This is a genomic window from Aquitalea palustris (assembly GCF_003693445.1).
GTDB classification, from domain to species: domain Bacteria; phylum Pseudomonadota; class Gammaproteobacteria; order Burkholderiales; family Chromobacteriaceae; genus Aquitalea; species Aquitalea palustris.
Genome location: NZ_RFAR01000064.1, coordinates 1 through 13,364, shown reverse-complemented (window position 1 = coordinate 13,364; position 13,364 = coordinate 1). Strand labels below are relative to the sequence as shown.

Here is a 13,364-nt window from a genome sequence, read left to right as displayed (position 1 = left end):
ACCGATACAATGAAGTGTTACAGGACCCTAACGAGCGCCTCGTCATTATGCCAGCAAACCCGGATCATGCCATTGCCCAGAGCCGTGCCTTTTCACTTTATCTGGACCGCCTGCTGAGCGCGCGACCGCAGCAACAAAGTCTGTTGCACGACAAGCTGGCACAGCCATTTGACAGCGCCGAAATGGCCGGCTTTGCCAACTGGGATAGCTTTGACACTCCGGAAGCCATGACGCCACCGCTGCGCAGCCTGCGCCAGGCGGTGATGGCGCGCCTGATCTGCCGCGACCACAACGGCCTGGCCGACCTGGACGAGGTAGTCAGCACCATCAGCTTGTTAGCCGAATTTGCCGTACAGCAGGCATTGGCCTGCGCCTGCCGCTCGCTGCCGCAATACGGCCAGCCTATCGGCGAAGACAGCGGCGAAGTGCAGCAACTGATCGTGATCGGCATGGGCAAGCTGGGCGGCGGTGAACTGAATGTTTCCTCCGATATCGACCTGATCTTCATCTACCCCGAAGGCGGCGAAACCAGCGGTCCGCGCAAGATCAGCAATCACGAATACTTCAGCCAGGTCGGCAAACGCATCATCAGCCTGATCAACGACGTGACAGTGGATGGCCAGGTATTCCGCGTCGACATGCGCTTGCGACCCTACGGTGATTCCGGCCCGCTGGTGATGAGTTTTGCCGCACTGGAAAACTACCTGCTGACCCAGGGCCGTGAATGGGAGCGCTATGCCTGGATCAAGGCCAAGGCACTCACCGGCGATATTTCCGGGCTGGCCGACATGGTGCGCCCCTTCGTCTATCGCAAATATCTCGATTACAACGCCTATGGCGCCATGCGCGAACTGCATGCACAAATCCGCCGCGAAGTGGCACGGCGCGACATGGTGGACAATATCAAGCTGGGGCCAGGCGGCATTCGTGAAGTGGAATTCATCGCCCAGGTGTTCCAGCTGATTCGCGGCGGCCGTGACAAAAGCCTGCAGCTGCGCAGCACCCGCGCCACCCTGAACCGCCTGGCCGAACTGCGCCTGCTGGAGCCGGCTGCCGTAGAGGAGCTACAGGAAGCCTATGCCTTCCTGCGCAATCTGGAACATCGCCTGCAATACCTGGACGACCAGCAAACCCAGACCCTGCCCACCAGTGAGGAAAACCAGGCCAAGATCGCCAGCAGCATGGGCTTTGCCAGCTGGCAGGATTTCCTCGACGCCCTCAATAGCGAGCGGCGCAAGGTCACCCGCCACTTCGAACAGGTATTCATCCTGCCCACCGAAACCGCGCCGGACCACCCGCTGTCCTGCCTGTGGCGCGACATCTGCGAACAGGACCCGAGCGAACAACTCTCCAGCCTGGGCTTTGATGACGTGAGTGGCGTCACCGGGCAGCTGCGCGCCCTGGCGCAGAGCCAGCGCTATCAGCAGATTCCGCTGGCCGGCCGCAAGAAATTCGACGCACTGATCCCCCCCTTGATCGAAGTGTCCACCCACTTCCCCAACCCGGCGGCCACCCTGTCGCGCATCATCAGCCTGATGGAAGCCATCAGCCGGCGCGCCTCTTATCTTGCCTTGCTGACCGAATACCCGCAGACCCTGCAACGGCTGGCCACCCTGTGCTCGGCCAGTGCCTGGGTGTCCAACTATCTGACCCGCCACCCCATCCTGCTGGATGAGCTGCTGGATGCCCGCGTGCTGTACGCCACACCGGACTGGCCGGCACTGGCCAGCCAGTTGCAAGAACAAATGCAGCAATGCGAGGGCGATGTGGAAGCCAAGATGGACACCCTGCGCCACTTCCAGCACGCCCAGGCCTTCCGCCTGGTCGCCCAGGACATCGCCGGCATGTGGACAGTGGAAGCACTGTCCGACCAGCTCTCCCTGCTGGCCGACACCGTGCTGGACGCCACCCTGCGCCATGCCTGGCTGGACATCCCCAGCCGCCACACCGACACCCCGCGTTTCGCCATCATTGGCTACGGCAAGCTGGGCGGCAAAGAGCTGGGCTACGCCTCGGACCTGGACATCATCTTCCTGTATGACGACGACCACCCCGACGCCACTGATCTGTATTCGCGCCTGGCACGCAAAATGTCCACCTGGCTGACCAGCGCCACCAGCGCCGGCATCCTGTACGACATCGACCTGCGCCTGCGCCCGAACGGCGCCAGCGGCCTGTTGGTCAGCTCGCTGCAAGCCTTTCGCAGCTACCAGGAAAAACAGGCCTGGGTATGGGAGCACCAGGCACTGACCCGCGCCCGCTATGTCGCCGGCGCAGCGGATATCGGCGAAGGTTTCGAAGCCATCCGCCACGACGTGCTGACCCAGCAGCGCGATCCGGACACCCTGCGCAGCGAAGTGCTGACCATGCGCCAGCGCATGCTGGAAAGCCATCCGGCGCAGGAGAGCGACGTCAAACATGCCCGTGGCGGCATCATCGATGTGGAATTCATCGTGCAATACCTGATTCTGGCCCACGCCGGCGAGCTACCGGCCTTTACCCGCAATACCGGCAATATCGCCCTGCTGGCGGTTGCCGCCGAGGCCGGGCTGATCAGCCACGAACTGGCCGAACAAGTCCGCGCCGCCTACCGCGACTACCGCAAGCTACAGCATGCCGCCCGGCTCAATGAAAGCGGCAAGGTGGAAGTCAACGACCGGCTGCGCGCCCACTACCAGCAGGCGCAGCAACTGTGGCGGCAGGTTTTCGGACCGTACAGCCTGGGCTGATGGCGTTTTTCGCAGCGGACGGTTCACAAGACGGCGGCGGACGGTATAATCGGCAGGATACAAAACACAATGACGGAGAGCTCCAAGATGTCGATGGCAGATCGTGACGGATTCATCTGGTATGACGGCAAACTGGTTGACTGGCGCGATGCCACCACCCATGTGCTGACCCACACCCTCCACTACGGCATGGGCGTGTTCGAAGGCGTACGTGCCTATGAAACTCCCAAAGGCCCGGCGATTTTCCGTCTGCAGGATCACACCGACCGTCTGTTCCGCTCCGCCAAGATCCTCGGCATGAACCTGCCCTTCAGCAAGGACGACATCAACCAGGCTCATCTGGACGTGGTGAAAGCCAACAAGCTGCAATCCTGCTACTTCCGTCCCATGGCCTTCTATGGTTCGGGCAAGCTGGGCGTGGCACCGAAAAAAGACGACGTGCGCATCATCGTGGCAGCCTGGCCGTGGGGTGCTTACCTGGGCGAAGAAGGTCTGGAAAAGGGCATTCGCGTCAAGACTTCGTCCTTTACCCGCCACCACGTCAACATCACCATGTGCAAGGCCAAGGCCAACGGCAACTACATGAACTCCATCCTCGCCAATAACGAGGCTACGGCAGACGGCTACGACGAAGCCCTGCTGCTGGACGTGGACGGCTTCGTGGCCGAAGGCTCGGGCGAAAACATCTTCATCGTGCGCAAGGGCAAGCTGTACACCCCGGACCTCACCTCCGCCCTGGAAGGCATTACCCGCGACACCGTGGTACAGATCGCACAGGAACAGGGCCTGGAAATCATTGAAAAGCGCATCACCCGCGACGAAGTGTATAGCGCGGACGAAGCCTTCTTCACCGGCACCGCTGCCGAAGTCACCCCGATTCGCGAACTGGACCGCCGCGCCATCGGCGAAGGCAGCCGTGGCCCGATCACCGCCGCCATCCAGCAGAAGTACTTCAATATCGTGAAAGGCCTCGACGCCGAACACGAACACTGGCTGACCTACGTCAAGTAAACACACCCCAGCAGCAAGGGCCGGCGCGGCCGGCCCGACAAGGAAAGACCATGGCTGAACTGAAAGAAAACACCCAACGCCTCATCGAAGTCACCGCAAAGGACCTGCCCCTGCATTGCCCAATGCCGGACATGGTGTCCTGGAACTCGCATCCGCGCGTCTTCCTGCCAGTACACAAGACCGGTGAAGCACTCTGTCCCTATTGCGGTACCCAGTACAAGCTGACCGGACCGGTTGGCCATCATCACTGAGCCCCGGCAGCAGTCAGCAAGCGAAAGGTGCGGGCCCCCGCACCTTTTTCACTTGAACCCTCACCAAATCAACGCCAGCTTGAAACGGCCGGCATGACAGGCTGGCGCTGATTTGGAAGCGGAAAACTTCATGAAGAAAAAGATACTGGTCATTGGCCCCTCCTGGGTGGGCGACAGCGTCATGGCCCAGCCGCTGTATCAGCGCCTGCACGAACGCCATCCCGGGCTGGAGCTGCACGTCTTCGCTCCGGCCTGGACCCTGCCCTTGCTGGAGCGCATGCCGGAAGTCGCCAAAGCGCATCTCAACCCCTTTGGCCACGGCGCCCTGCGCCTGCGCGAGCGCTGGCAGACCGCACGCCAGCTGAAAGCCGAAGGCTTCGATCAGGCCATCATCCTGCCTAATTCGCTGAAATCAGCGCTGATTCCGCTGTTTGCCGGCATCCCATTGCGCACCGGATTCATCGGTGAGTCGCGCTACTGGATTCTCAACGACAGTCGCGAACTGGACGAGCAGGAATTGCCGATGATGGTGGAGCGCTTCTGCGCCCTGGCCGAAGACCGCAACAAAGCACTACCTCGCCCCATCGCCCACCCGGCACTGGTGACCAATGCACAAAGCCGGCAACAAACCGCCAACCGTCTGCAACTGGACACCAGCCGTCCGGTGGTCGCCTTCTGCCCCGGCGCAGAATACGGCCCGGCCAAGCGCTGGCCGGCACGCCACTTTGCCGAACTGGCCAAACGCTTTGCTGCCGCCGGCTTTGCTGTCTGGCTGTTCGGCTCGGGCAAGGATAAGGAAATCGGTGAGCAGATTGCCCAACTGGCAGCAGGCAAAGCCATCAATCTATGCGGCAGCACCGGACTGGAAGAAGCCATCGACCTGATGGGCCTGGCCCGGCTGGCCGTGTGCAATGACTCTGGCCTGATGCACGTTGCCGCCGCCCTGGGCAAGCCGCTGGTTGCGCTGTACGGCTCATCCAGCCCGGACTTCACCCCACCGCTGTCCGAGCAGGCTGCCGTGGTCAGCCTTAATCTGGATTGCAGCCCCTGCTTCGAACGCAACTGCCCTTACCAGCACACCAACTGCCTGGAGCAGCTGGAACCGGACCTCGCCTGGCAGGCCGCACAGCGCTTTCTGCCCGAACTGGGCAATCCCCTCATTCAACATACCCGCAGCACATAGGCTGGACCATGAGCGTACAAGACAAAAACAATCAGCCCGAAGAAAACAGCCGCCGCATGGAACTGGTGCGCGCTGCCGCCAAATTGTTTCGCGACCAGGGCTACGAGCGCACCACGGTGCGTGACCTGGGTAACGCCGTTGGCCTGCAATCCGGCAGCCTGTTCTATCACTTCCGCACCAAGGAAGAAATCCTGGTCGCCGTGATGGCCCTGGGCATCAGCGCCACCACCGAACAACTGGGCGCGGCGATTGCCCGGGCGCGCAATCCGCGTGACAAGTTGTCTGCGCTGTTTCACGTCCACCTCAGCTCGCTGCTGGGCGACAACCAGGCCGCACTGGAAGTCATGCTGTACGAATGGCGCAGCGTTTCCGCCGCCGCCAAACCGGGGCTGATCGTGCTACGTGATCGCTACGAAGCACTGTGGCAGGAAGTACTGGATGAAGCTGCCGCCGCCGGGCTGGTCAAGCAGGACACCCGCTTGCTGCGCCGCACCCTGCTGGGCAGCCTGCACTGGTCGGTGCAATGGTACAAATCCGAAGGTGAGCTGAGCGTCGATGAATTGGCCGAGCGCATGCTGGCACTGGTTTTGTTGAAGTAAACCCACACCTGACGGTTTCGCGTATATTTTTTCAGCAAACCAGGGGCAAAGTGTTCTAAAATCACAGGGTTAGCATCAGCCCTCAGGAGTTGCGATCATGGACAGCATCCATCGTTTGCAAAGCAGTAGCGCCAGCACCACAGCCAGCTTGCTACAGCAGGGCCGCAACTCCCGCGCCGCCAGCACCAGCCAGAGCAGCACGGAAACCGCCAGCACCGCGCAGTCCACCCGCACCCAAAGCACTACCGAGCAGCTGCAGGCACAAGCAGCCAGCCAGCCGACTCCGAGCAGCACTAGCCGCTCACAACAAAGCCAGAACCGCCTGCAAGTCGAACAGGAACTGGGCCGGCAACTGGCCGCCAGTCAAAGCGCCAGTACCAGCAGCACCGCCACGGTGAATGCCAGCCAGGCCAGTAGCGACACCCGCAGCAATAATGACAGCACCAGCGCCGCCCTGAATCGCAGCACGCGCACAGCTGCCACAACCACCAATAGCAATGCCAGCAGCACGGACAGACCAGCCAGCACACAGAGCACTGCCAGCCCCTCGGCCACCCCGCCACAGAACCAGGCACAGACCACACTGGAAAATCAGAAGAGCAGCGGCCAGATCGCCGTAGCGCAGTACCAGAACAACCAGTCCCTGCTGGAATCATCCACCCAAGCCAGCAGCCGCCGCATCAGCGAAAGCGCCTGAGTTCAGCATGAAAAAATAGCAGTGCGGGTTATCTCGCACTGCTATTTTGTTTTTGCATCTCTAGTTCTTGCCCGACATGGCCATCTGCCAATGCCTTGGCTTTCAGCTGGGCTGCGCGATCCCCCTGCGCGCCGGCGCGCTTATACCAGCGCATTGCCTCACGCCAGTTCTCCTGCACACCCAGCCCATGCTCATACTGGCTGGCCAACAGATATTGCGCCCCAACATCACCCTGCTCGGCCGCCGCCTGATACCAGTGTGCCGCGCTGGCATAATCCTGCCGGGCGCCACGGCCCAGGTAATACTGGGTCGCCACACTCACCTGCGCATCGCGGTGCCCCTGCCTGGCAGCGGCCTCAAACAGACGAGTCGCCTGCGCCATGTCTCGCGGCAGGCCATCGCCGCTCTCATAAACCTGTGCCAGGACATACTGTGCGGATGACAACTGAGCGGCCGCAGCCTGCTGCAGCCATTTCAGGGCTAGCGTCCGGTCACGTGGCACACCCTCGCCCCGCCAGTACAGCATGGCAAGATCATATTGCGCCACGCGATCGCCACGTTCGGCTCCGGCTTTGAACATGAGAAAGGCCGCAGCATAATCGCCGGCCTGATAGCTGGCCCAACCCGCTAGCGGCGGCTTTTCCGCAGCAGCAGCCGGCATGACCAAGCCAAGCAGAAGCAACAGGACAACTCCATTTTTGCGATGCATATGGCACCTCCTGCTGATTGGTCGTACTGGCTGCACACTTCTTACAGGCGTAAAAAAAGCGGCTTGCGCCGCTGCTTACTGCTGCCGACTCAGGCCCTGACGTCGACGCTCTGTCCCAGATGGGCGGGATTGGAGGCCGCCTGGCTGATCTGGGTACCGGCATCACTCGCCCCCTGCACCAGGGACAATACTGACTCACCGCTAGCCTGCAGGGATTTTTTCAGCGCAAAAATCTCGGTCGCCGATGAAACATTCTGTCCGCTTACTTGACTTATTCCGTCCATGCCCTCACCTCCCAAGTCAACAAATGCTACCAGATCAGTTTAGACGGCCCACGCCATTCTGTCATGGCAAAGCTGCTAAAATGACAACCCAACGACCTAAAACAGGAATACCACGATGAGCGACACCCGTCACAGCCCCCTCCTGATCCTTGGCTCCGGCCCCGCCGGCTATACCGCAGCCGTATATGCCGCCCGCGCCAACCTGAAGCCCGTGCTGATCACCGGCCTTGCTCAAGGTGGTCAACTGATGACCACGACCGAAGTGGACAACTGGCCGGCCGATGCCAGCGGCGTGATGGGTCCTGAACTGATGCAGCGCTTCCAGCAGCATGCCGAACGTTTCGGTACGGAAATGATCTTCGATCACATCCACACCACCCATCTGCATGAAAAACCGATTCGCCTGGTTGGCGATGCCGGCGAATACACCTGCGATGCGCTCATCATCGCTACCGGCGCTTCCGCCAAATACCTGGGCCTGCCGTCCGAAGAAGCCTTTGCCGGCAAGGGCGTATCGGCCTGCGCCACCTGCGATGGTTTCTTCTATCGCAACCAGGATGTCGCCGTGGTTGGTGGCGGCAACACCGCCGTGGAAGAAGCACTGTATCTGGCCAATATCGCCAAACACGTCACGCTGATCCACCGTCGCGACAGCTTCCGTGCCGAGAAGATCATGATCGACAAGCTGATGTCGCGCGTGGCCGAAGGCAAGATCACCCTCAAGCTGAACGCCAGCCTGGATGAAGTGCTGGGCGACGACAGCGGCGTGACCGGCGCCCGCCTGAAGTTCACCGACGGCAGCGTGGAAGACATCAAGCTGATGGGCGTGTTCATTGCCATCGGCCACCAGCCGAACACCGACATCTTCAAGGGCCAGCTGGAAATGGATGCCACCGGCTACCTGATCACCCGTGGCGGCCGCGAAGGCAATGCCACCCTGACCAGCGTGGAAGGCGTATTTGCCGCCGGCGACGTACAGGACCACATCTACCGCCAGGCCGTGACCAGCGCCGCCTCTGGTTGCCAGGCCGCCCTGGATGCCGAGCGCTATCTGGACAGCCTGAAGTAATATCTTGAAGGCCTTCAAGGACACATTGAAGGAAATCCGCCGGCAGACGCGTCAAGGTGACACGTCTGCCGCGCCCGCATCGCCTCCGCCGCCCGAACCCGACTTCAAACAGCTGTTCAGCGATGTCACTCCGCTGAAAAGCCCGCCGCGCCATATTCATCAGCCCAAGAAACCCAGCCCGCACCCGAAACACCGGCACGCCCAACACCGGCTCTCCACACTCTCCGAAATGGAAGTGCTGCGCCATATGGTTGGCCTGTTCGAACCGGCTGAGCAGCTAGGACAGTTCTGTCGCAGCGGCATGCCCAGCCAGACGCTGAAGCGCCTGCGCAATGGCCACTGGCCAGTAGCCTGTCAGCTGGACCTGCACGGCATGGACCGCTACCAGGCACAGGATGCGCTGGCGCTATTCTTGCATCGCGCCCGTCGCCGCGGCCCTTGCCTGCGCATCATCCACGGCAAGGGTTTTGGTTCCAACGGCCAGCCAATATTGAAAAAACTGGTGCGCTCCTGGCTCAGTCATCACCCGGAGGTGCTGGCGTTTTGTCAGGCTGGTGAAGAGATGGGGGGAGACGGCGCGCTGCTGGTGCTGATACGCCGCGGCCAGCACGAGGAATACGGCTCAGAATCCGGATGACAACAGTAAGAAATTTCCGCTAAGCTCAAAGCAAGGCGGTTGCATTCCCATCAACCACCACCTTCAGGAGTCTTGCATGTCAGGTATCGCCTGCCCCGACTTCACCCTGCCCGGCACCGCCGGCACCACGTTTTCCCTGTCTGCAGCCCCCAAGCCACTGGTGATTTACTTCTACCCCAAGGACAACACCCCCGGCTGCACCAATGAAACCATGGATTTTCGTGAGCTGCACAGCCAGTTTGCCGCTGCCGGTGCCACTATTGTCGGCATCTCCCGCGATAGTCTGAAATCTCACGAAAACTTCAAAACCAAGCTGGAACTGCCGTTTGAATTGCTGTCCGATGCAGAGGAAAAGGTGTGCACCCTGCTTGATGTCATCAAAATGAAAAGCATGTACGGCAAACAGGTAAGGGGCATCGAGCGCAGCACTTTCGTGATCGATGCTGCCGGCATGATTGTTCGTGAATGGCGCAAGGTCAAAGTACCCGGCCACGCCGCTGAAGTTCTTGCCTTTGTAAACACTCTCTAAACGCAGTGCCCCGGTCTGCCGACCGGGCCCTGCATCGCCAAGGGGTCCATCATGGTAAGCCGTAAGAAAAGCAAAACCGCCAAGCTGTTCGTTCTGGACACCAATGTATTGCTGCACGACCCTACCAGCTTGTACCGCTTTGAAGAGCACGATGTTTTCATTCCCATCATCACCCTGGAAGAACTGGACGCCCACAAGAGCGGCATGTCCGAAGTAGCCCGCAATGCCCGTCAGACCAGCCGCTTTCTCGACGATATCGTCAGCGGCTGCGAAACCAAGATCGAAGCCGGCATCACCCTGAAAAACGCCAGCCGCGAAGCGGCCACCGGCAAGCTCATCCTGCAGACCCAGGCCATTCACAGCGTGCTGCCAGCCTCGCTGCCAGTCGGCAAGGCCGACAACCAGATTCTTGGCATCGTGATGGCGCTGAAGGAGCTGCACCCGGAGCGCTCGGTCATCCTGGTGTCCAAGGACATCAATATGCGCATCAAGGCCCGCGCACTGGGGCTGGATGCCGAAGATTACTTCAACGACAAGGTGCTGCAGGATTCCGACCTGCTCTATACCGGCACCCGCGAAGTCGACCAGACTTTCTGGGAACGCAATGGCAAGGACATGAAGTCCTGGCAGGAACAAGGCCGCAGCTATTACCAGCTCAAAGGCCCGGATGTGCCCAATCTGCACATCAACCAGATGCTGTGGCAGGATGGCCCGCAGCCACTGCAAGCCCGCGTCAGCAAGGTAGAAGGCAAGGTCGCCGTGCTGCAGACGCTGAAAGACTACAGCCACCACAAGAACAATGTCTGGGGCATTACCGCACGCAACCGCGAACAGAATTTCGCCCTCAATCTGCTGATGGACCCGGAAGTGGACTTCATCACCCTGCTCGGTCAGGCCGGTACCGGCAAAACCCTGCTCACCCTGGCCGCCGGCCTGGCGATGACACTGGAGCAGAAACTGTATTCGGAAATCATCATGACCCGGGTGACCGTACCGGTAGGTGAAGACATCGGTTTCCTGCCGGGGACGGAAGAGGAAAAGATGGCACCCTGGATGGGCGCGCTGGAAGACAACCTGGATGTGCTCAACAAGAGCGATGACGATGGTGGCGACTGGGGCCGTGCCGCCACCCGCGACCTGGTGCGTTCGCGCATCAAGGTCAAATCGCTCAACTTCATGCGCGGCCGCACCTTCCTCAACAAATACCTGATCATCGACGAGGCGCAGAACCTGACGCCCAAGCAGATGAAAACACTGATCACTCGTGCAGGTCCGGGAACCAAGGTAGTCTGTCTGGGCAATATTTCGCAAATCGACACCCCCTACCTGACAGAGGGCAGTTCCGGTCTGACCTATGTGGTCGACCGCTTCAAGGGCTGGGAACATTCCGGCCATATCACCCTGCAACGCGGGGAACGTTCACGTCTGGCAGATCATGCTGGTGAGGTACTTTGACTAAATGCATCCACGCCTCGAATTGATCCATGAGGCAGCTCAAGGGACGGAGCGCGACGCTCCGCCCCTTTTGTTTGTCCACGGCGCGTTTTGCGCCGCCTGGTGCTGGCAGCGCACTTTCCTGCCCTGGTTTGCCCGACAGGGTTTCGACTGCTGGGCCATCAGCCTGGAAGGCCATGGCGACAGCGATGGCCACCAGTATCTGTCCGCCATCAGCATTGATGACTACGTGCGCAATCTGAGCGCCGCAGTCAAGCGCATCAAACGCACGCCCATCATGATCGGCCACTCCATGGGTGGTTTCGTGCTGCAGCAATACCTGACCAGCCACACCCTGCCGGCGGCCGCCTTTCTTGCCTCGGTTCCGCCCACGGGCCTGGCGTCGTCCAGCCTGCGCCTGCTGACCCAGGCACCGGGACTGCTGCTAAACCTGAACCTGTATCAGCAAGGCAGCTACAACCCGGCACAAAGCGAGCTGCGCGATCTGCTGCTGTCGCACGATGCGCCAGAGGCCACCACCGCCTTGCTGATGCAGTGCTGCCAGCAGGAAAGCCAGCGCGCGGTCATGGACATGACCCTGGTCAATCCGCTGGCCATCCGCCCCATCCAGCCGCTGCCGGCACTGGTGCTGGGGGCAGCGGAAGACATGCTGATCTCGCCGGAAGATGTGGTGGCTACCGCCGAGCGGCTGGATGTCAGTGCGGAAATCCTGCCACACATGGGGCATATGATGATGCTGGACACCCGCTGGGAGCGTACCGCCGAACGGCTGCTGCAATGGCTGGACACCCTGCATCAGCCAGCGTCAGCAGAACACAGCTGCCACGTGCCGGCCTAAGCGCCACCTGCATGAAAAAAGCCGCGAGACTCCTCGCGGCTTTTTTTCTGCCCATAAGCGCGCTCAGTCGCGCCGGTGCGGCTGCCACAGCACATCAGGCCGACCTAGCGCCTTGTTCAGGTGACGCGCCAACACAAACAGCGCATCGGACAGGCGGTTGAGATACTGGCGAGCAGCCGCCGACACCTCGCTGTCATGCGCGGCAGTCACCACGGCACGCTCGGCACGACGACATACCGAGCGGGCCTGATGGGCCAGACCAGCCTGACGCGAACCACCCGGCAGGATGAATTCCTTCAGCATGGGCAGGTCGGCGTTCATCGCCTCCACCCACTCCTCCAGCATCACCACATGCTCAGGCTTGAGCGCGGCATAACCCGGCACCGCCAGTTCGGAGCCCAGATCGAACAGGTCATGCTGTACGGCCAGCAGGCGCTGGGCGACCTCTTCCGGCAGCTCTTCCGCCAGCAGCACGCCAATCACCGAGTTCAACTCATCCACATCACCCAGTGCGCGCACGCGCGGGCTATCCTTGCCCACGCGGCTGCCATCACCCAGTCCGGTACTGCCATCGTCCCCGGTACGGGTGACAATGCGTGACAATCGATGCCCCATCAGTCTTGCTCCCTGCGCGGGGCATCATGCTGCCCCTGCTGTTCGCGCCCCAGCGCCAGAATGGCCTGGCGCAGGCTTTCTTTCAGTGTTTCACCAAACAACATGTCGTAGTCTTCCTTCAATTGCTGCATCACACCGGACAGCATGTTCTTGGCTTGTAGTTCCAGAGCATCCTGCAGCCACAAGGACAGCTCCACCTTCATTCGGGGCAGCAGCTTCTCGTACATCGCTTCCACCAGCGCCCGCTCATCCACCACCGCCACGGTTGCATCGGGCTTGCCTACCGGATTCATCAGCGCAGAAGCGGCTGTGGCGGTGGTCACCGCAGCGACATTGAGCACTTCCACCGCCTTGCCGGCCTCCGCCGCAGGCTGAGCGAGAGTTTGCGGCATGGCTGCGGCGAAACTGGCGCCCGCCAGCTCTTCCAGCAAAGGCGGTTCGATGACGTGCTCAGCCGCAGACTGCAATACTGGCTCGGCCACCGGCGCAGGCTGGGCTGCCACTGCCTGCGGCTCGGCCTGCACTTCGTCTAGCAAGGCGGGAATAGCCCGCGCGTCCGGCGATAGGGACGACTGCCGCTCGCTGGCAAAGGGCGACTCGGCAAACAAGCCCTGCACAGTAGCTGCAGCAGGTTTGACTGCAGGTACCTCCGGCTCGCCATCCACCTCGGTTTCGCTCTCCTTGCCCACCTCGCCCAAGGTGGGCCAGCCTTCTTCCTCATCCAGCACCGGCAAAGCCGCAGCGCTGTCCGACACGGC

14 protein-coding genes and 1 pseudogene are annotated in these 13,364 nt (G+C 61.1%); 11 read left to right on the top strand and 4 right to left on the bottom strand.

Going from position 1 to position 13,364, the window contains the following annotated elements; all coding sequences use genetic code 11:
- Positions 1-47: 47 nt before the first annotated feature.
- The 6 genes from glnE (at position 48) to EAY64_RS15090 (ending at position 6,470) form a co-directional block, all read left to right on the top strand.
- The gene (glnE, locus tag EAY64_RS15115) at positions 48-2,729 is read left to right on the top strand and encodes a bifunctional [glutamate--ammonia ligase]-adenylyl-L-tyrosine phosphorylase/[glutamate--ammonia-ligase] adenylyltransferase (RefSeq protein WP_103525571.1); all 2,682 of its coding nucleotides are present in this window, start codon (positions 48-50) and stop codon (positions 2,727-2,729) included.
- An 87-nt stretch (positions 2,730-2,816) separates the two neighbouring features.
- Positions 2,817-3,740, top strand: coding sequence for a branched-chain amino acid transaminase (locus EAY64_RS15110; RefSeq protein WP_103525594.1), 924 nt, complete (start codon positions 2,817-2,819; stop codon positions 3,738-3,740).
- Positions 3,741-3,790: 50 nt separating this feature from the next.
- Complete coding sequence (locus tag EAY64_RS15105; protein ID WP_103525570.1) at positions 3,791-3,991, top strand: zinc-finger domain-containing protein; 201 nt, start codon at positions 3,791-3,793, stop codon at positions 3,989-3,991.
- A 130-nt stretch (positions 3,992-4,121) separates the two neighbouring features.
- On the top strand, positions 4,122-5,174 hold the full coding sequence (gene waaF / locus EAY64_RS15100) for a lipopolysaccharide heptosyltransferase II (protein WP_103525593.1): 1,053 nt from the start codon (positions 4,122-4,124) through the stop codon (positions 5,172-5,174).
- A gap of 8 nt (positions 5,175-5,182) precedes the next feature.
- Positions 5,183-5,773, top strand: coding sequence for a TetR/AcrR family transcriptional regulator (locus EAY64_RS15095; protein ID WP_103525569.1), 591 nt, complete (start codon positions 5,183-5,185; stop codon positions 5,771-5,773).
- 97 nt (positions 5,774-5,870) lie between these two features.
- A complete protein-coding gene (locus tag EAY64_RS15090) occupies positions 5,871-6,470 on the top strand; it encodes a hypothetical protein (RefSeq protein ID WP_103525568.1) in 600 nt (199 codons plus the stop codon).
- A 28-nt stretch (positions 6,471-6,498) separates the two neighbouring features.
- On the opposite strand, the gene EAY64_RS15085 is transcribed toward EAY64_RS15090, so the two are convergent.
- Entirely contained in the window at positions 6,499-7,179 is a 681-nt protein-coding gene (locus EAY64_RS15085) for a tetratricopeptide repeat protein (protein WP_103525567.1), read from the bottom strand.
- Between the two features lie 89 nt (positions 7,180-7,268).
- A complete protein-coding gene (locus EAY64_RS15080) occupies positions 7,269-7,463 on the bottom strand; it encodes a hypothetical protein (RefSeq protein ID WP_103525566.1) in 195 nt (64 codons plus the stop codon).
- Positions 7,464-7,578: 115 nt separating this feature from the next.
- Between EAY64_RS15080 and trxB the strand changes: the two genes are divergently transcribed.
- From trxB to EAY64_RS15055, 5 genes are all read left to right on the top strand, one after another.
- Entirely contained in the window at positions 7,579-8,532 is a 954-nt protein-coding gene (gene trxB, locus EAY64_RS15075) for a thioredoxin-disulfide reductase (protein ID WP_103525565.1), read from the top strand.
- 4 nt (positions 8,533-8,536) lie between these two features.
- Positions 8,537-9,169 carry a Smr/MutS family protein gene (locus EAY64_RS15070; protein WP_103525564.1) on the top strand — a complete coding sequence of 211 codons (633 nt, stop codon included), beginning with the start codon at positions 8,537-8,539 and terminating at the stop codon, positions 9,167-9,169.
- A gap of 76 nt (positions 9,170-9,245) precedes the next feature.
- Positions 9,246-9,698, top strand: a complete 453-nt coding sequence (locus tag EAY64_RS15065) for a peroxiredoxin (protein ID WP_103525563.1) — start codon at positions 9,246-9,248, stop codon at positions 9,696-9,698.
- Positions 9,699-9,749: 51 nt separating this feature from the next.
- On the top strand, positions 9,750-11,153 hold the full coding sequence (locus tag EAY64_RS15060; RefSeq protein WP_059286036.1) for a PhoH family protein: 1,404 nt from the start codon (positions 9,750-9,752) through the stop codon (positions 11,151-11,153).
- A 4-nt stretch (positions 11,154-11,157) separates the two neighbouring features.
- Positions 11,158-11,991, top strand: a complete 834-nt coding sequence (locus EAY64_RS15055) for an alpha/beta hydrolase (protein ID WP_103525562.1) — start codon at positions 11,158-11,160, stop codon at positions 11,989-11,991.
- A gap of 63 nt (positions 11,992-12,054) precedes the next feature.
- Here EAY64_RS15055 and EAY64_RS15050 read toward each other — a convergent pair whose 3' ends face one another.
- Entirely contained in the window at positions 12,055-12,606 is a 552-nt protein-coding gene (locus tag EAY64_RS15050) for a cob(I)yrinic acid a,c-diamide adenosyltransferase (protein WP_103525561.1), read from the bottom strand.
- Positions 12,606-13,364, bottom strand: a pseudogene (locus tag EAY64_RS20430) (hypothetical protein); the annotation flags it as partial. The pseudogene EAY64_RS20430 and the gene EAY64_RS15050, both read right to left, overlap by 1 nt.